This is a genomic window from uncultured Dechloromonas sp. (genome assembly GCF_945957265.1).
In the GTDB taxonomy this organism is placed as follows: Bacteria; Pseudomonadota; Gammaproteobacteria; order Burkholderiales; family Rhodocyclaceae; genus Azonexus.
The window spans coordinates 20,037-37,892 of the sequence record NZ_CAMFKO010000016.1 but is presented as its reverse complement, the minus strand read 5'-3'; the positions used below and the strand labels follow the sequence as shown (position 1 = coordinate 37,892).

General features: G+C 65.0%; 17 protein-coding genes and 1 tRNA gene. 3 read left to right on the top strand and 15 right to left on the bottom strand.

What is annotated here, in order from left to right:
* Positions 1–64: 64 nt before the first annotated feature.
* Entirely contained in the window at positions 65–625 is a 561-nt protein-coding gene (locus tag Q0P59_RS10355; protein WP_295006344.1) for a YceI family protein, read from the bottom strand.
* An 82-nt stretch (positions 626–707) separates the two neighbouring features.
* On the opposite strand from Q0P59_RS10355, the gene Q0P59_RS10350 reads away from it, so the two are divergent.
* The gene (locus tag Q0P59_RS10350; protein ID WP_295006342.1) at positions 708–2,207 is read left to right on the top strand and encodes a polyamine aminopropyltransferase; all 1,500 of its coding nucleotides are present in this window, start codon (positions 708–710) and stop codon (positions 2,205–2,207) included.
* Here Q0P59_RS10350 and Q0P59_RS10345 read toward each other — a convergent pair.
* From Q0P59_RS10345 to Q0P59_RS10305, 9 genes are all read right to left on the bottom strand, one after another.
* On the bottom strand, positions 2,197–3,942 hold the full coding sequence (locus Q0P59_RS10345; protein WP_295006340.1) for an EAL domain-containing protein: 1,746 nt from the start codon (positions 3,940–3,942) through the stop codon (positions 2,197–2,199). The genes Q0P59_RS10350 and Q0P59_RS10345 overlap by 11 nt on opposite strands.
* Before the next feature lie 16 nt (positions 3,943–3,958).
* Complete coding sequence (gene ychF / locus Q0P59_RS10340; protein WP_295006338.1) at positions 3,959–5,050, bottom strand: redox-regulated ATPase YchF; 1,092 nt, start codon at positions 5,048–5,050, stop codon at positions 3,959–3,961.
* 9 nt (positions 5,051–5,059) lie between these two features.
* Positions 5,060–5,638, bottom strand: a complete 579-nt coding sequence (gene pth / locus Q0P59_RS10335) for an aminoacyl-tRNA hydrolase (protein ID WP_295006336.1) — start codon at positions 5,636–5,638, stop codon at positions 5,060–5,062.
* Between the two features lie 69 nt (positions 5,639–5,707).
* A complete protein-coding gene (locus Q0P59_RS10330; protein ID WP_295006334.1) occupies positions 5,708–6,310 on the bottom strand; it encodes a 50S ribosomal protein L25/general stress protein Ctc in 603 nt (200 codons plus the stop codon).
* 126 nt (positions 6,311–6,436) lie between these two features.
* A complete protein-coding gene (locus tag Q0P59_RS10325; protein ID WP_150429802.1) occupies positions 6,437–7,387 on the bottom strand; it encodes a ribose-phosphate pyrophosphokinase in 951 nt (316 codons plus the stop codon).
* An 89-nt stretch (positions 7,388–7,476) separates the two neighbouring features.
* Positions 7,477–7,553 (bottom strand) — tRNA-Gln (locus Q0P59_RS10320).
* 74 nt (positions 7,554–7,627) lie between these two features.
* A complete protein-coding gene (ispE, locus tag Q0P59_RS10315; RefSeq protein ID WP_295006331.1) occupies positions 7,628–8,476 on the bottom strand; it encodes a 4-(cytidine 5'-diphospho)-2-C-methyl-D-erythritol kinase in 849 nt (282 codons plus the stop codon).
* Positions 8,473–9,045, bottom strand: a complete 573-nt coding sequence (lolB, locus tag Q0P59_RS10310; protein WP_295006329.1) for a lipoprotein insertase outer membrane protein LolB — start codon at positions 9,043–9,045, stop codon at positions 8,473–8,475. Before lolB ends, ispE begins: the two co-directional genes overlap by 4 nt.
* Positions 9,042–10,757 carry a tetratricopeptide repeat protein gene (locus tag Q0P59_RS10305; protein ID WP_295006327.1) on the bottom strand — a complete coding sequence of 572 codons (1,716 nt, stop codon included), beginning with the start codon at positions 10,755–10,757 and terminating at the stop codon, positions 9,042–9,044. The genes lolB and Q0P59_RS10305 overlap by 4 nt, the downstream gene beginning before the upstream one ends.
* A 98-nt stretch (positions 10,758–10,855) precedes the next feature.
* Here Q0P59_RS10305 and mutM point away from each other — a divergent pair, with 98 nt between their 5' ends.
* The gene (mutM, locus tag Q0P59_RS10300; RefSeq protein ID WP_295006324.1) at positions 10,856–11,689 is read left to right on the top strand and encodes a bifunctional DNA-formamidopyrimidine glycosylase/DNA-(apurinic or apyrimidinic site) lyase; all 834 of its coding nucleotides are present in this window, start codon (positions 10,856–10,858) and stop codon (positions 11,687–11,689) included.
* Positions 11,690–11,755: 66 nt separating this feature from the next.
* A complete protein-coding gene (locus tag Q0P59_RS10295) occupies positions 11,756–13,705 on the top strand; it encodes a dynamin family protein (protein ID WP_295006322.1) in 1,950 nt (649 codons plus the stop codon).
* Between the two features lie 73 nt (positions 13,706–13,778).
* Here Q0P59_RS10295 and Q0P59_RS10290 read toward each other — a convergent pair whose 3' ends face one another.
* Genes Q0P59_RS10290 through Q0P59_RS10270 form a run of 5 tightly spaced genes read right to left on the bottom strand, consistent with a single transcriptional unit; the run spans position 13,779 to position 17,743 of the window.
* Positions 13,779–14,036 carry a YfhL family 4Fe-4S dicluster ferredoxin gene (locus Q0P59_RS10290; protein WP_295006320.1) on the bottom strand — a complete coding sequence of 86 codons (258 nt, stop codon included), beginning with the start codon at positions 14,034–14,036 and terminating at the stop codon, positions 13,779–13,781.
* A 17-nt stretch (positions 14,037–14,053) separates the two neighbouring features.
* Positions 14,054–14,548, bottom strand: coding sequence for a pantetheine-phosphate adenylyltransferase (coaD, locus tag Q0P59_RS10285; RefSeq protein WP_295006318.1), 495 nt, complete (start codon positions 14,546–14,548; stop codon positions 14,054–14,056).
* Positions 14,545–15,087, bottom strand: a complete 543-nt coding sequence (gene rsmD, locus Q0P59_RS10280; protein WP_295006316.1) for a 16S rRNA (guanine(966)-N(2))-methyltransferase RsmD — start codon at positions 15,085–15,087, stop codon at positions 14,545–14,547. The genes coaD and rsmD overlap by 4 nt, the downstream gene beginning before the upstream one ends.
* Complete coding sequence (locus Q0P59_RS10275) at positions 15,084–16,373, bottom strand: pitrilysin family protein (RefSeq protein WP_295006314.1); 1,290 nt, start codon at positions 16,371–16,373, stop codon at positions 15,084–15,086. Before Q0P59_RS10275 ends, rsmD begins: the two co-directional genes overlap by 4 nt.
* Positions 16,374–16,384: 11 nt before the next feature.
* A complete protein-coding gene (locus Q0P59_RS10270) occupies positions 16,385–17,743 on the bottom strand; it encodes a pitrilysin family protein (protein ID WP_295006312.1) in 1,359 nt (452 codons plus the stop codon).
* Between the last annotated feature and the right edge of the window lie 113 nt (positions 17,744–17,856).

Genomic DNA, 17,856 nt, shown 5'->3' with positions numbered 1-17,856 from the left:
AAAAGGGGTGCTATTTTCGCAGAAACAGCGCGTTAGCACATGACTTTAGTGAGGCGCCAGGCGCTTACGGAAGGTAGGCCTCTACCTGGATGCGCAGGCGTACTTCGTCACCAATGAAGGGCAGGCCGTTGTTCAGGCCGAAATCGGAACGCTTGAGACTGGCCTGGGCGTCGGCGCCGCAACCGCGCTTGCGGTTGGCCAGGTTGAGGCCGCACTTGAAGCGATTGATCTCCAGGCGAAGCGGCCGTATTTCGCCGCGCAAGACCAGAGTGCCGTCGACGGCACTCAGCTTGTCGTCGGTGAACAGCAGCTTTTCGCTGCGGAACAGAATGTCGGGATAAGCCTTGGTGTTGAACCATTCCTCGCCGCGCAGCACATCGTCGCGCAGGGGCAAACCCGTATCCAGCGAGGCCGCGTCGATGCGAATGTCGATACGCCCGTTGCGCTGTTCGGGGTCGAATTCGATGCTTCCGCTGCTGCGGTTGAACTGGCCGCGCTGGGTCGAGAAGCCGAGGTGGTCGATCTCGAAACTGGCGTAGGTGTGGCCGGGGTCGATCGCATATTCGGCGGCCTGGCTGCCGGCGGCGGAGGCGGCGAGCAACAGGAAGACAAGCGAACGGAGCATGGCAGTCGGCTCGGGAACGGAGGTGCTATTCGGACCGCGGCGCCGCTGCGCCGTTCCATGCTTTGGGTTAGCATCCTCGCCCATGCGTCATGCCCTTCTCTTTTCCGTCTTCGTCATCGCCTCCTGCGGGCTGGCTTACGAGCTGATCGCCGGCGCCCTGTCGTCCTACCTGCTGGGTGATTCGGTGATGCAATTCTCGACGGTGATCGGCACCTACCTGTTCGCCATGGGGGTCGGTTCCTGGTTGTCGAAGTACATTACCCGCGACCTGATCGGCCGCTTCATCCAGATCGAGCTGATGGTCGGCCTGCTCGGCGGCTTCTCGGCGGTCGGCCTGTTCATGGTCTTCACCTGGCTGTCGGCGCCGTTCAAGCTGGCGCTCTACCTCGTGGTGTTTGGCGTCGGCGTGCTGGTCGGGCTGGAGATTCCGCTGGTCATGCGCATCCTCAAGCGCGAACTGGCGTTCAAGGACCTGGTGTCGCAAGTGCTGACCTTCGATTATCTCGGTGCGCTGGCGGTGTCCATCCTGTTTCCGCTGATCCTGGCGCCGCACCTGGGCATGGTGCGCACCGGGCTGCTCTTCGGCGTGCTCAACGTTGCGGTCGCCTTGTGGGCCCTGCATCTGTTCCGCGAGCAACTGCCGGCCCGGCGCGCCCTGCTGGCGCAGAGCTTGGGCGTGTTCGGCCTGCTGCTGGCCGGTTTTGCCGGCGCCGGGCAGCTGACCAGCCTGGCCGAGGCGCATGTCTACGCCGACGAAATCGTCCATGCCGAGTCGACGCCCTACCAGCGTATCGTCGTCACCCGCTGGCGCGACGATTTGCGCCTGTTCCTGAACAACAACCTGCAGTTTTCGTCGCACGACGAATACCGCTATCACGAGGCGCTGGTCCATCCCGGCCTGTCCAGCCTGCCCGGCGCCAGGCGCGTGCTGGTGCTGGGCGGCGGCGACGGGCTGGCGGTGCGCGAGATCCTGAAGTATCCGGGCGTCGAGTCGATCACCCTGGTCGATCTCGATCCGGCGATGACCGAGCTGTTCTCGACGGCCCCGGTGCTGGTGGCCCTGAATGCGGGGGCGCTGACATCGGAGCGGGTCAAGGTCGTCAATGCCGATGCCTTGCAGTGGCTGGAAGAGAGCAGGGATTACTTCGACTTCATCGTCATCGACTTTCCCGATCCGTCGAATTTCGCGCTCGGCAAACTGTATACCTCGGCCTTCTACCGCCTGATCGAAAAGCGCCTGTCGGCCAACGGCCTGCTGGTCGTCCAGTCGACGTCGCCGCTCTACGCCCGGCAATCGTTCTGGTGCGTGGTGGCGACGCTGGAGAGCGTCGGTTTCAAGACCGCGCCCTATCATGCGCAGGTGCCATCGTTCGGGGAATGGGGCTATATCATCGCCGGGCGCCAGCCTTTCGTTCCGGGGGCGGTCGATACGCCGAAGACGCGCTACCTGACACCCGGAACCATCCCCGGCCTGTTCGTCTTCCCGGCCGATATGGGGCGGGTGCCGGCCGAGGTCAATCAGTTGAACAACCAGGTCCTGGTGCGCTACTTCGAGGCCGAGTGGCGCAAGGTCATGCGCTAGCCGGGCGGCTTTCCTTCAGGTAGGCGACGGCTTCGTCGAAGGGCATGGGCTTGCTGTACAGGTAGCCCTGCAGGACATCGCAGCCGAGGTGCGCCAGAAAGCCCCGCTGGGCTTCGGTTTCGACGCCCTCGGCGACCAGTTCGAGTCCCAGGCTGTGGCCCAGGGCAATCGTCGCGGTACAGATGGCCGCGTCGTTGGGGTCGGTTTCGATGTCGGTGACGAAGGAGCGGTCGAGCTTCAGGCGGTTGATCGGCAGGTGCTTGAGGTAGGCCAGCGACGAGTAGCCGGTCCCGAAATCGTCGATGGCCAGCATGATGCCCATGGCCGACAGCTGGTCGAGGATCGACAGGGTGATCTCCGGATTCTGCATGGCCGTGCTTTCCGTGATCTCGAGTTCGATGTCCTGGGGCTTCAGGTCGTAGCAGGCCAGGGCGCCCCGGATGAGCAGCAGCAGGTTTTCGTGGCGGAGCTGTTGTGCCGAGATGTTGATCGCCAGGCGCACGTCGTCGATGCCGTGCGCGCGCAGCTGGCGCGTCAGCCGGCAGGCTTCCCAGATGACCCAGTCGCCGAGCGGCTGGATCAGGCCGGTTTCTTCGGCGATGGCCACGAAACGCAGGGGCGAGATCATGCCGAAGGTCGGGTTCTTCCAGCGCAGCAGGGCCTCCAGGCCAATCACGCGGCCGCTGGCCGTGTCGATCTGCGGCTGCAGGTGCAGCGAGAATTCGCAGCGCTCGGGGGAGATCGACGAGATCGCATGGCGCAGCTCGTTTTCCAGCTGCAGGCGCTCGCCGGCCGCTTCGTTCATGCGCGAGGCGTAGAACTGATGGTTGTTGCGGCCGGCATTCTTGGCGTGGTACATCGCCGAATCGGCATTGCGCAGCAGGGTGCCCGAATCGGTGCCGTCGCCCGGATAGAGGCTGATGCCGATGCTCGGCGTGGTGTACAGCAGGTGCTCGCCGACCCAGTAGTTCTCGGCGACGGCGACCTGGATCTTGTTGGCGACCCGGGCCGCGGTCTGCGGCCCTTCGATCTCGGGCAGGACGACGACGAACTCGTCGCCGCCCAGGCGGGCGACCAGGTCGCTGGCGCGCACCGACTCGCGCAGGCGGCGGGCAACCTGCTGCAGCAGTTCGTCGCCGGTGTGGTGGCCCAGGGTGTCGTTGATGTTCTTGAAATTGTCGAGGTCGATCAACATCAGGGCCAGCTGGCGGCCCTCCCGCTCGCAGACGCGCAGGGCGTGGGCGAGCTGGGACTCGAAGGCCAGCCGGTTGGGCAGGTGGGTCAGCACGTCGTGGTAGGCGAGCTGGGCCAGCCGGTCGGCCGCCTGCTTGCTGGCACTGATGTCGGTGAAGTTGGCGACGTAGTTGCTGACCAGGCCGCTGGCGTTGCGGACGACCGAGATACACAGCCATTTCGGGTAGATGCTGCCATCCTTGCGCCGGTCCCATATTTCGCCTTCCCAGGTGTCGTACTGGGAAAGGCTCTCCCACATGCCGGTATAGAACTCGGGGCCGGCGTTGCCGGAGGCCAGGATGCGGGGATTCTGGCCGATCACCTCGGCGGCGGTGTATCCGGTCAGCCGCGAGAAGGCCGCGTTGACCGCGATGATGCGGTTTTCCCCGTCGGAAACGAGCACCGCCTCGTGGCTTTGCTCGTAGGCGCGCCACAGGATGGCCGGCGACAGCGGAAAGCTGTCGTCGGCGTTGCCTGGCGGCGGGGTTCCCGAGGGGGTCATCGGCGGCGGGTGGCGCTTAGACGTTGAACAGGAAGTTGAGGACGTCGCCGTCCTTGACGACATATTCCTTGCCTTCGGCGCGCATCTTGCCGGCTTCCTTGGCACCGGCTTCGCCCTTGTAGGTGATGAAGTCGTCGAAAGCGATGGTCTGGGCGCGGATGAAGCCGCGTTCGAAGTCGGTGTGGATGACGCCGGCCGCCTGTGGGGCGGTGTCGCCGGCGTGGATGGTCCACGCACGCACTTCCTTGACCCCGGCGGTGAAGTAGGTGGCCAGGCCGAGCAACTTGTAGCCGGCGTGGATCAGGCGGTCGAGGCCCGGTTCTTCGAGGCCGAGGTCGGCCAGGAACATCTGCTTTTCCTCGTCATCGAGATCGGCGATTTCGGATTCGATGGCGGCGCAGACGGTGACTACTTCTGCCTTCTCGGTCGCGGCATGGGCGCGCACGGCGTCGACCAGCGGGTTGTTTTCGAAGCCGTTTTCGGCCACGTTGGCGACGTAGAGCACCGGCTTGGCGGTGATCATGCAGAAGGGCTTGAGCAGCGCCCACTCTTCTTTCGACAGGTCGAGGCTGCGTACCGCCTTGGCCTGGTCGAGCACGGCGAAGCATTTTTCCAGCACGGCGACCAGGATCTTGGCGTCCTTGTCGCCCGAGCTGGCCGGACGGCGGTAGCGGTTGAGCGCCTTTTCGACGGAAGCCATGTCGGCCAGCGCCAGTTCGGTATCGATGACTTCGATATCGCGGATCGGGTCGACGCCGCCGGAAACGTGGATCACGTTGTCGTCGGCGAAGCAGCGCACGACATGCACGATGGCATCGGTTTCGCGGATATTGGCCAGGAACTGGTTGCCCAGTCCTTCGCCCTTGGAGGCGCCGGCGACCAGGCCGGCGATGTCGACGAATTCGACGATGGCCGGTTGCATGCGCTGCGGCTTGACGATTTCGGCCAGTTGGGCCATCCGCTTGTCCGGCACTTCGACGATGCCGACGTTCGGCTCGATGGTGCAGAACGGATAGTTTTCAGCCGCGATGCCCGACTTGGTCAGGGCGTTGAAGAGGGTGGATTTGCCGACGTTGGGCAGGCCGACGATACCGCATTTCAGAGACATGTTTTTTCCTTAGACGGCTTTGCCGTGCAACTGTTGCTGGGCGCCGGCAAAGTCCCCGGCGGAGAGTCTGGGCCAGGCCAACAGGCAACGGGCCAGCGCGTGTTCGATATCCGGCAATTCTTCCTTGCGCGGCTGATGCAAAACGAAATCGGCGACCTGCTGGGCCAGGCCGAGCGTGCGCGGATGGCCGATGCCCAGGCGCAGGCGCCAGAAATCCGGCGTGCCGAGCTTGGCCTGGATGTCCTTCAGGCCATTGTGGCCGCCATTGCCGCCGCCCTGCTTGAGGCGGATGCCGCCTGGCGGCAGGTCCAGCTCGTCATGGACGACGAGAATCTCGGCCGGCGCGATCTTGTAGAAATTGGCCAGCGCCGCCACCGCCTGCCCGGAGCGGTTCATGTAGGTGGTCGGCTGCAGCAGCCACAGTTCGCCGGCACGGGCTGCCCTGCCGTAGAACTTGCCCTGCGGGGCGAGCGATGCCTTCAGCTTGTCGGCCAGCTGGTCGACGAACCAGAACCCGACGTTGTGGCGGGTGGCTTCGTATTCCGGCCCGGGGTTGCCGAGGCCGACGATGAGACGGGGAAGGGTCATGCGTGCAGTCGTGAAAAGGCCGCCGGGGCAAAAAGCCTGCGGCGGCCAGAGTATAGCGGAGCGCGCGGATTACTCGGCGGCAGCTTCACCTTCGGCAGCCTGGGCGCCGCCCTTGCCGACGATGCTGACCACGATCGGGTCTTCGCTACCGTGTTGAACCAGCTTGACGCCAGCCGGCAGCTTGACCTGCGAGGCGTGGATGTTGTCGCCGACGTTCAGGGCGCCGAGGTCGACTTCGACGAACTCCGGCAGATCCTTGGCCAGGCAGTGGATGTCCAGTTCGGTGGTGACGTGGTTCACCAGGCCACCGTTGAGCTTGACGCCCGGGCCGGCTTCTTCGTTGACGAAGTGCAGCGGCACCTTGATGTGCAGTTCGTGCGTGGCATCGACGCGCTGGAAGTCGATGTGCAGGATCAGCTGCTTGTAGGCGTGCGTCTGGTAGTCGCGCAGCAGGACTTGTTCCTTCTTGCCGTCGATGACGAGGTTGATGACGGAGGAATAGAAAGCTTCCTTCTTCATCTTCAGCAGCAGGTCATTGTGGTGGGTTTCGATGGCGACCGGGGCGGTTTCGCCACCGTAAACGATGCCAGGCACCGTGCCAGCGCGACGCAGGCGGCGGCTCGCACCCGTTCCCTGCAACGAACGCGCTTGGGCGATAACTTCGAATTGCATGTTGATACTCCAGAATGTTTCCCGGTCCGCGACCAGAACGGGAAGGGTTTAAAAAAACAGTTGCTGGTCGCTAGTCGGCAGTCGTTAGCAAAAGCCTGCTAGCAACTGGTAACTGGCGACTAATGACTAATCAATGAACAGCGACGAGACGGAGTCGTCGTTGCTGATGCGGCGGATGGTTTCGGCCATGATCTCGGCGACCGAGAGCTGGCGGATGCGCGGCGAAGCGGCGGCATCGTCGCGCAGCGGAATGGTGTCGGTGACGACCAGGGCGTCGAGGTCGGACGTATTCACGCGCTCGACGGCCGGGCCGGACAGGACCGGGTGGGTACAGTAGGCGACGACCTTCTTGGCGCCGTTGGCCTTGAGGGCGGTGGCGGCCTTGCACAGGGTGCCGGCGGTGTCGACCATGTCGTCCATGATGATGCAGGTGCGGCCGTCGACTTCGCCGATGATGTTCATCACTTCGGAAACGTTGGCCTTCGGGCGGCGCTTGTCGATGATCGCCAGGTCGCATTCGAGGCGCTTGGCCAGCGAGCGGGCGCGGACGACGCCGCCATGGTCGGGCGAGACGACCATCGGGTTTTCGTAGTTCTGCTTCTTGATGTCGTCGAGCAGAATGGGCAGGGCGTAGATGTTGTCGACCGGAATGTCGAAGAAGCCCTGGATCTGTTCGGCGTGCAGGTCCATGGTCAGCACGCGGTCGACGCCGGAGGCGACGAGCATGTTGGCGACCAGCTTGGCGGCGATGGGCACGCGGGAGGAACGCGAGCGGCGGTCCTGGCGGGCATAGCCGAAATACGGGATGGCGGCGGTGATGCGGCCGGCCGAGGCGCGCTTCAGCGAATCGACGATAACCAGCAGTTCCATCAGGTTATCGTTGGTCGGGGCGCAGGTCGATTGCAGCACGAAGATGTCGCGGCCGCGAACGTGTTCCTGGAGCTCGACGGACACTTCGCCGTCGGAGAAGCGGCCAACATTGGCGCGACCGAGGTCGACATTGAGCTGTTCAGCGACGTCGGCAGCCAGCTTGGGGTTGGCGTTGCCGGTGAAGACCATCAGGCTGTTGTAGGCCATTTCAACATTCCTCCGGGTTCATGCATGCGCATTGCATTCGCCCGCCACAATGAAAATCGGGCAGGCTTGTGACCTGCCCGAAGGAAGCTTGGCTGGGGAAGAAGGATTCGAACCTTCGAATGCCGGAATCAAAATCCGGTGCCTTGACCAACTTGGCGACTCCCCAGCGGGTCGCTCGAACGGGTTCGCGTTCAAGCGAGGCGCGAATAATACAGGGGCTGTTTCGGAAAATCCAGTCTTTTATTGAATTTTTGCGAGCGGGTGTTCCGGAAGCCCGTCGGCGACCCAGGCGCGGAGGCCCGCGGGGAGCTTGCCCAGTGCGGCTTCCGCGTCGCCGCGCGAGGCAAATCCGGAGAATACGCAGGCCCCGGAACCGGTCATCATGGCTTGCGGGGCAAGCGCCTTCAGGCAGGCCAGGGCCGCCGCCACGGCCGGAAATCTGGCGCAGGCAACCGCTTCCAGGTCGTTGCGGCCTGCGCCGTGGCGCCAGTCGCCGGGGCGCATGGCCGGCGTGTCGCGCCTGAGTTCGGGTGCCCCGAAAATGGCGGCGGTCGGCACGTGCGCATCGGGGTGTACTACGAGATAACTTTCCGGGGGGAGGTCCACGTCGGTGAAGGCTTCGCCGATCCCTTCGGCAAAGGTGTTGCGGCCATGCACGAAGACCGGCACGTCGGCGCCCAGCGTCAGGCCGAGTTTTTCCAGTTGCGCTCGGGTGAGGCCGGTCTGCCACAGGTGGTTGAGGGCGAGCAGCACGGTGGCGGCATCGGACGAGCCGCCGCCGAGGCCGCCGCCCATCGGCAGCCGCTTGTCGAGATGGATGGTGGCGCCCTGGCGGCAGGCGGTGGCCTGTTGCAGCAGGCGCGCGGCGCGTACGGTCAGGTCGCTGTCGGGGGGGACGCCGGGAATCGGGGTGGCGAGCACGATGTCGTCGTCGGCGCGCGGTGTGAAGCGCAGGGTGTCGGCGCGGTCGATGAAGCGGAATACGGTTTGCAGCAGATGGTAGCCGTCGTCGCGGCACCCGACGACGTGCAGGAAAAGGTTCAGTTTGGCGGGGGCCGGCCAGGCGCTGTCCCAGGTCGGACTGTTCATGGCGTTTCTCTCCATTCCTCGATGCGCAGCTTGAGTTCGACTTCGCCGGGACGGACGATGGTCAGCCGCGCCGGCAGGGCCGCGGCCCGATCGTTGTCGTAGGCGTAATCGACCTGCCAGCCGGATTCGGTCAGCCGGCCGGGGCGTCCCAGGGCGTCGGGTTCGATGGTCGCCGCGCTGCCGCTGCGGCCGAGCAGCCAGGCCGGCAGGCGGGATACCGGCAGGGGCAGGCCGGTGGCGGTGGCCATGAGCTCCTCGGGGTCGGACGATTCCTTTTCCTGGCCGTCGCCGGTGCGCAATGTGGATCGTTGCGGCGTGATGTCGATTTCGGCCAGGCCGTAGCCGAGTGGGCTGGCGAGCAGGACGCGGTCGCGCTGCCCGGTATGGGCCCAGCTCAGGCGGCCGTTGGCGCTCTGGGGGGGCTGCCCGGAGAGCGTTGCGCGCAGGGCGAAACGCGCCTCCAGCGCAAAATCGCGGATGCTGTCGCGGTCGAGCGGTGCGGCCGGGGGGAGGCCGGCGCACCCGGCCAGCAGGCCCAGCGCCAGCAGCGGAATGCCGCGGCGAATCAAGGCAGCAGTTTCTTGACGGTTCCCGTCAGCGCTTCGTTTTCCGGGTGCGCCTTGGCGGCGTCGCGCAGGATGCGCCGGGCTTCGTCCTTGCGCTCCAGTGTCCACAGCACTTCGCCGAGGTGGGCGGCGATTTCGGGGTCTGCCTTGATGCGGTAGGCGCGTTCCAGCGTTTGCAGGGACTCGGCCAGCTTGCCCTGGCGGTAGAGGACCCAGCCCAGGCTGTCCATGATGAAGGGGTCTTCGGGCGACAGCGCCAGGGCCCGGGTGATCAGGTCGTGGGCTTCGGGAAGCCGGAGATTGCGCTCGGCCAGCGAGTAGCCGAGGGCATTCAGGGCGTGGGCATGGTCCGGCTTGAGCGTCAGCAGGTGCTTGAGGTGCGTTTCCAGCAACTCGGGTTTGCCGATCCGTTCAGCCGTCAGCGCCGCTTCGTAGAGAAGCTCGGCATCGTTTGCCTGGGCGGCCAGCGCCCGGTCGAGGACGATGTAGGCGTCGTTGTGGCGGCCGGCCTCGCGCAGCAGCTGCGATTCGGCGAGGACGAGCTGAGTGCGTTCGGCCGGCGTGCCGCCGCGCGTGTCGCGCAGCAGGGCCCGCGCTTCGTCGGGCTTGCCCTGCTGCATCAATATTTGTGCGGCGCGCGAGCGGGCCGGAACGTACTGTTCGCCGCCCGTTACCTGGCGGTAGTGGGCGAGCGCGGCTTCCGGCTTCTTCTGTTCCTGGTCGAGCTGGCCGAGGAAAAAATGGATGGTGTTCTTGTCCGGAAAGTCGGTTTGCAGCAGGTGCTCGAGCTGGCTGCGGCCGGTGGTGGTGTCGCCTTGCTGCAGGGCGAGCATGGCAACCGGGTAGATGACGTCCGGGCTGTCGGGGTTGGCGGCGATCAGGCGGTCGAAATGGCGGCGCGATTCGTCGTAGCGTTTTTCGCTGATCAGCAGGCGGGCCAGCGTCAGGCGGGCATCGTTGGCGCTCGGATTGCGGTCGACGAATTCGTCGAGGCTGTCGATGGCGGTCTTGGGCGATTGCCTGGCCTGGAGCTGGGCCCGGGCGATGGCCGCGGTTTCCCAGCCGGGGCGCAGCTGCAGCGATTTTTCGGTTTCGATCAGCGCGCGCAGGTTGTCGCCGGCGTTGGCGGCGGCCTGGGCCATGGCGAAGTGCGCTTCCGGCAGCGTGTCGTAGGGGGCGGCGACCTTGTCGATCAGGCTCTGCACGGCTTTCTTGTCGTTGACTTTGCCGAGCATGCGGTTGAGGTGCAGCAGGTTGCCGCCGACGTTCGGTTTGTCCTGCTCGAGCAGGGCGGCCAGTTGCGGCGCCAGGTCGTCGAGGCGGTTGGCCATGACCAGCAGCGAGGATTGCGTCTGGCGAGCCTTGGCAGAGTCCGGCTCGACTTCGATCCACAGTTTGGACAGTTCCAGCGCCCGGTCGTATTGGCGCGCGAAGCCGGCGATCTCGGTGGCCCGGGCGATGACCTTGGGGTCGCGCGTGCGGACGGCGAGATCGGACCAGGCATCGGAGCCCAGCTTGGGGTCGCCGCGCTGCAGGGCGAACTCGCCGACGAGGGCCTGGAAGACCGTGCGGGCCAGGACGTCCTCGCTCGAGGCGGGGGCGCCGGCTCGCTTGCCGCCTGGGCGCGGGGGCGGGTCGCCGGCGGCCAGGCCGAGTCCGCTGTGGGTCAGTCCCAGCGCGAGGGTGAGGGCGGCAACGAGAAACTTCGATGACATGGACGGCTTTCGGTCGAGGTGGTGCGAATCTGCTGCTTGGAACGCATAGAATCCAATTAGTTTGCGATGTTATTTGGGTTTGCGCGGAGGAACAAGCAATGCCGGAGTTGCCGGAGGTCGAAGTCTGTCGTCGCGGTATCGCGCCGGAGCTGGTCGGGGAGGTCGTGCGCGGCGTGGTGATCCGGGCGCCGAAGTTGCGGCACGAGATTCCACGGCAGTTGGCCGACCTGCTGCCGGGGTGCGAAATCGTCGCCGTGCGCCGCCGCGCCAAGTATCTGCTGATCGATTGCCGGGGGCGGGGCGTCGAGGGGAGCCTGATCATCCATCTCGGCATGTCGGGAAACCTGCGCTTCGTGCCGCGCGAGCTGCCGCCGGAGAAGCACGATCATTTCGACCTGGTGTTGGCCGGCCAGATACTGCGCTTCGCCGATCCCCGCCGTTTCGGCGTCGTCCTGTGGCAGCCGGGGCCGCCCGCCCTGGCCGAGCAGCATCCCTTGCTGGCCGCGCAGGGGCTGGAGCCGCTTTCCGACGCGTTTACCGTCGACTGGTTCCACGCCGCGCTGGCGCGGCGCAGCGGTCCGATCAAGCCGGCCCTGATGGATAGCCACCTGGTGGTCGGGATAGGCAACATCTACGCTTCGGAGAGCCTGTTCAGGGCCGGGATTTCGCCGTTGCGGGCGGCGAACCGGATCAGCCGCGCCCGCTACGGCATTCTCGTGCCGGCGATACGCGAAACGCTGTCCGACGCCATCGCCGCCGGCGGCAGCAGCATCCGGGATTATGTGCATAGCGATGGCGGCGCCGGATGTTTCCAGATCCAGGCGGGTGTTTACGACCGCGCCGGCGAGCCTTGCCTGCGTTGCGGCGGCGTGGTCAAACAAGTTCGCCAGGCCGGGCGCAGTACCTATTACTGCCCGGGGTGCCAGCATTAAATCTCTTCTGCAAGCCTCTGTTTTTATGCTAGATTAAGAATTCTGTTAGCACCCGGGAATGCATATATGTCGCTGGCTGATCAATTTGCCGCCTATTCTGCCTGGCGTTCGCGCCTTGCCGCCCACGTCGGCGAGCTTCAGAACTGGCTGGGCCAGAATGAACTTTCCGATGCCCAGAGCGATCTGCGTCTGACCCAGTTGCTCGAGCGGCTGCGCGAAGATCGCCTGAACGTCGCCTTTGTCGCCGAGTTCTCGCGGGGCAAGTCGGAGCTGATCAACGCCATTTTCTTCGCCGACTACGGCAACCGGATGCTGCCGTCGTCGGCCGGCCGGACCACGATGTGCCCGACCGAACTCCTGTTCGACGGCAACAAGCTGCCGTGCATCGAGCTGCTGCCGATCCAGACGCGTTCCTCGAATTCCAGCGTCAGCGAATACAAGCGTTTCCCCGACGAGTGGACGCAGGTCGCGCTCGATACCAATTCGCCGGATGCGATGCAGGATGCACTGCGCCATGTCAGCGAGACGACCCGGGTGGCGCCGGCCGAGGCGACGCGCCTGGGGTTCGCCGTCGGCGAAGGCCAGGTCGACCTGTACACCGTCGGCGACGACGGCCTGGTCGAGGTGCCGCGCTGGCGCCACGCCATGATCAACTTCCCGCATCCCTTGCTCAAGCAGGGGCTGGTCATTCTCGATACGCCGGGCCTGAACGCCATCGGCGCCGAACCGGAACTGACCCTGTCGCTGTTGCCCAACGCGCACGCCGTGCTGTTCATCCTGGCGGCCGACAGCGGGGTGACGCAATCGGACATGGCCATCTGGCGCGAGCATATCTGCGGCGGCGGGGTGGCCCGGCGCGGCCGCATGGTCGTCCTGAACAAGATCGATGGTCAGTGGGACGAGCTGAAAACGCAGGACGAGATCGATGCCGAGATCCAGCGCCAGGTCGAGACCAGCGCGGACATCCTCGAATTGCCGGCCGGTCAGGTCTTCCCTGTATCGGCCCAGAAAGGCCTGGTCGCCAAGATCAACGGCGATGCCGCCTTGCTGGAGAAGAGCCGCCTGCCGCTGCTCGAGGCGGCGCTGTCCAAGGAGCTGATCCCGGCCAAGCGCGATATCGTCTGCGACAGCACGGAAGGCGAGTTCGGCGATGTCAGCCGCCGCGTGCGCGGTCTGCTCGATTCGCGGATGGACGGCCTGCGCGAGCAATTGACGGAACTGACCGAGCTGCGCGGCAAGAACAAGGGCGTCGTCGAATACATGATGGGCAAGGTACGGGCCGAAAAGGACGAGTTCGAGTCCGGCCTGCAGCGCTACTATGCCGTGCGTAGCGTGTTCTCGACGCTGACCAACAACCTGTTCGGCCATCTGGGACTCGATGTCCTGCGCCAATTGACGCACGAAACGCGGTCGACGATGGACGAAGCGGTGTTCTCGAAAACCCTGTCCGACGCGATGGCCAATTTCTTCGCCCGGTCACGCGAGGCGCTGACCAAGTCGAGCGGCGAAATCGGTGAAATTCTCGCCATGATGGAGGCGGTCTACAAGAAATTCACCGTCGAGCACGGCCTGAAGCTCGGCTCGCCGACCAGTTTCTCGCTGCTGCGCTACGAAAAGGAGCTGGATCGCCTGCAGGCCTGGTGCAACGACCACCTGAACACCATGATCAGCCTGATGACCCACGACAAGAAGAACATCACGCAGAAGTTCTTCGAGGAAGTCGCGGTCCAGGTGCGGCGCGCCTTCGAGCATGCCAACCGCGATGCCGAGGTCTGGCTGCGGGCGGTGATGGCGCCGATGGAGACGCAGGTCCGCGAACACCAGATCCAGCTCAAGCGCCGCCTGGAAAGCATCAAGCGCATCCATCAGGCCACCGACACGCTGGAAGACCGCATCGCCGAGCTGGAGGGGGTCGAGGCCACGCTCAAGCAGCAGATCGCGGCGCTCGAGGAAATCATCGGCCGCGTTCAGGAAATGCTGGTGCCGCTCGGCGACAGGGAACTGCAAGCCGCCTGATGGGCCATCCCGGCGGTCAGCCCAATAAAAAACCCGCGAACGTCGCGGGTTTTTTATTGGGGGCTGGTCGTGCTCAGGAGCGCTTGTTGCCCGTCAGTTTTTCATACTTGACCCACAGCATGTCCTCGGTTTCGACATGGTTCGCATCCTTGGGGATGCAATCGACCGGGCAGACCTGGACGCACTGCGGTTCGTCGTAGTGACCGACGCATTCCGTGCACTTGTTCGGGTCGATGACGTAGATTTCCTCGCCCTGGGAAATGGCCTCGTTGGGGCACTCCGGCTCGCACACGTCGCAGTTGATGCACTCGTCGGTAATAATCAGAGACATAGCTGTTCCTCTCTCGGTTAAGCGGTAATTTTCGCCCGCAGGCGCTTTTCTACGCAAGGTTGCACAAATTTGCTGACATCGCCGCCCAGGCGCGCGATTTCGCGGACCATGGTTGCGGAGATGAACATGTATTGCTCGCCTGGGGTCAGAAACACGGTTTCGACCTCAGGATAGACGCTGCGGTTCATGCCCGCCATCTGGAATTCGTATTCGAAGTCGGAGACGGCGCGCAGGCCGCGGACGACGACCTTGGCGTTCATCTCGTGAACGAAGTCCATCAGCAGCGTGTTGAAGCCGACGATTTCGACGTTCTTCAGGTCGCCGAGGATTTCCTGCGCCATCTGGACACGGTCGACGAGCGGGAAGCGCGGCTGCTTCGACGGGCTTTCGGCGATGGCCAGGATGAGCCGGTCGAACAGCGTGGCGGCGCGACGGACGAGGTCTTCGTGACCGCGGGTGATCGGGTCGAAGGTGCCGGGGTAAATGGCAACGCGATGATTGAGTTTGGTCAAGTTGTCTGTCGCCGCAACAAGTGAAAGTGGACTTCCCCCGCCTTGCCCTGGCGCACCGTGCGCCAATCGCCAAGCGATTCGATTTCATGCTCTGCTTCGACGTAGATCGCTGCATCTTCGTTCAAAATGCCTGGCAGGAGTGGCTCCAGGCGGTCGATCCAGCCTTTGTTGTAGGGCGGATCGAGGAAGATCAGGTCAAATTTTGCTTTCGTCGAGGCCAAATATTGTAGCGCATCCGCACGGATGATCTCCACCGCGCTCGGTTTATGGAGCAATTCGTGGTTTTCATGCAACGCGGCGAGCACTTTCGGCATTTGCTCGACCATCACCACCCGTGCCGCGCCGCGCGAGGCGGCTTCGAAGCCGAGGGCGCCGCTGCCGGCGAACAGGTCGAGGCAGTGCCAGCCCTCGAGATCCTGGCCCAGCCAGTTGAACAGCGTCTCGCGGACACGGTCCGGCGTCGGGCGCAATCCCGTGCTGTCCGGAAAGCGGAGAACGCGCCGGCGGAACTCGCCGCCGACGATACGGACGGCGTTCAATCGGCGGCTACCGTCACGGTGATCAGGTTTTCCGGGCGAATGCGGCGGCCGAAGGCCTGTTTGACATCGTCGGCGGTGACGGCCTGGACCTTGGCCTGGTACTGGTCGAGATAGTCGAGCGGCAGGTCGAAGAAGCCGATGGTGGCGACGTTGTCGAGGATTTTCTTGTTGCTGTCCAGGCGCAGGGGGAAGCTGCCGACCAGGTTGGCCTTGGCGGCAGCCAGTTCCTCGTCGCTCGGGCCGTCCTTCAGGAACCCGGCGAGGATGTCGCGGGAAACCTTGATCGCGTCCCTGGCCTGCGAGCGCTTGGTCTGCAGGCCGATCTGGAAGGGGCCGGTCTGCCGCATCGGGGCGAAATAGCTGTAGACGCTGTAGGCGTAGCCGCGTTTGTCGCGGACTTCCTTCATCAGGCGGGAGACGAAGCCGCCGCCGCCGAGGGTGTAGTTGCCGACGAGCAGCGGGAAAAAGTCGGGGTTGCCGCGCTCGATGGCCGGCAGGCCGATATAGACGTGGGCCTGGCTGGCCGGGTGGGCGAGCTGGGTCTGGCTGCCCCTGGGGATGTCGGGCATGCCGGGCAGGGTCGCCGCTGCGCCCTTGGGCAGAGCGGCGGCGATGGCTTCGGCGATCTTTTCCGCTTCCTGGCGCGACAGGTCGCCGACCAGCGTGATGCTGGCGTTGGCGGCGTTGTAGTAGCGGGCGTGAAAGGCCGCCAGGTCGTCGCGGCTCAGCGCGGCGACGCTCTCCGGCGTGGCTTGCCGGCCGTAGGGGTGCTCGGGGTAGAGGGAGGCCCAGAAGGCCTTGCCGGCGATGCTGTCGGGGCGCGTCATCGCTTCCTTGAGGCCGGCGATGGTGCGCGCCTTTTCTCGCTCGAACACGGCGGCGTCGAAATGCGGCGCGTGCAGGACGCTCTTCAGGATGTCGAGCGCCGGGTCGCGCTTGTCGCGGGCCGAGAGGGTGCGCAGCGAGACGCCGGCACGGTCGGTATCGGCGCTGCCGCCGAGGTTGGCGCCGATGTCGGCGAGCTGCTCGGCAATCGCGGTTTCGTCGAGCTTGCCGGCGCCGTTGTCGAGCGTTGCCCGGGTCAGCGCGGCGAGGCCGGATTTGCCCTGCGGGTCGAAAACCGAACCGGCGGCGAAATCGACCTGGATGTCGAGCATCGGCAGGACGCGGCTTTCGACGAAATAGACGCGGGCGCCGGAGGGCGACACCCAGTGCTCGATCTTGACTCCGGCCAGGGCGCTCTGGGCGAGCAGGAAGGTGAGGGCGGCGACGATCAGTCTGGTCATGGCGGTAGGCATCAGTGGCGGGTGGCGGCGGCCGGACGGCGGGGCTTGCCGTCGAGCGGTTGCGGATCGAGGACGCCGACGGTCAGCGCATCGTCGTTGAAATACTTTCTGGCCACGGCCTGGATCTGCTCGGCGGTGACCTGCTGCAGCTTCTCGAGCATGCGGTCGAGCTTGCGGTAGGGCAGGCCGGTCGATTCGATCTGGCCGATTTCCATGGTCTGGCCGAACATCGAATCCTTTTTATAGACCTCGCTGGCGATCAGCTGGGCCTTGGCGCGCTTCAGCTCGGCGGCGCTGACGCCATCCTGCTGGACGCGGGCGATCTCGGCGCGCAGGGCGGCTTCCAGGTCGGCCACCGTCCTGCCTTCCGACGGGGTGGCGTGCAGGTAGAGCATGCCGGGGCCGCGCGCCGTGCTGTCGTAGTCGATGCCGGCCGCCAGGGCGACCTTGTCTTCGCGCACCAGCTTCTTGTTGAAGCGGGCGGCATCGTGGCCGTCGAGAATGGCGGAGAGCATTTCCAGCGCGTAGGGGTCGCTGTCCTTGTCGATATCGCGCAGGATCGGCGCCTTGTAGCCCATGATCAGCACCGGCAGCTCGGCCGGAGCCTTGACCGTGACGCGGCGGGTGCCTTCCTGCTTCGGCTCGATCTGCTGGCGGCGGACCGGCAGCGGGCGGCCTTCGAGCGGACCGTAGTATTTTTCCGCCAGCGCGAAGACCGCCTGGTGGTCGACGTCGCCGGTGATCACGACGTAGGCGTTGTTCGGGACGTACCAGGTGTCGTACCAGGCCTTGGCGTCGGCGGCGGTCATCGTCTCCAGGTCGTTCATCCAGCCGATGATCGGGCGCCGGTAAGGGTGGGCCTGGAAGGCGACGGCGTTCATCTGCTCGAACAGCTTGGATTGCGGGTTGTCGTCGGTGCGCATGCGGCGCTCTTCCATGACCACCTTGATCTCCTGCTCGAATTCCTTGGCGTCGACGTTGAGGTGGCGCATGCGGTCGGCTTCGAGTTGCATCACATCCGCCAGCTTTTCCTTGGGGATCTGCTGGAAGTAGGCCGTGTAGTCCCGGCTGGTGAAGGCATTGTCCTTGCCGCCGGCGGCCGCCACGCGCTTGTTGAATTCGCCGGCGCCGACGCTCGGCGTGCCCTTGAACATCATGTGTTCGAGCACGTGGGCGACGCCGGACTGGCCATCGACCTCGTCCATGCTGCCGATGCGGTACCAGACCATCTGGACGGCGGTCGGGGCGCGCCGGTCTTCCTTGACGATGACGCGCAGGCCATTCTTCAGCGCGGTTTCGTAGGGGTTGGCGAATGCCGCGGAAGAGAGGGCGGCGGCAAGCAGAACGGAGAGCAGGTGTTTAGGGCGCATGGCGAACGGGATCGGGTGAGCGGGGCTTTCTGCTAGAATTTGCGGCTGATTTTGCATCCAACCGGACGGCATCTTAACGGCTAGCCGTCTGCCTGTCAGCAAGGCTTGAGACC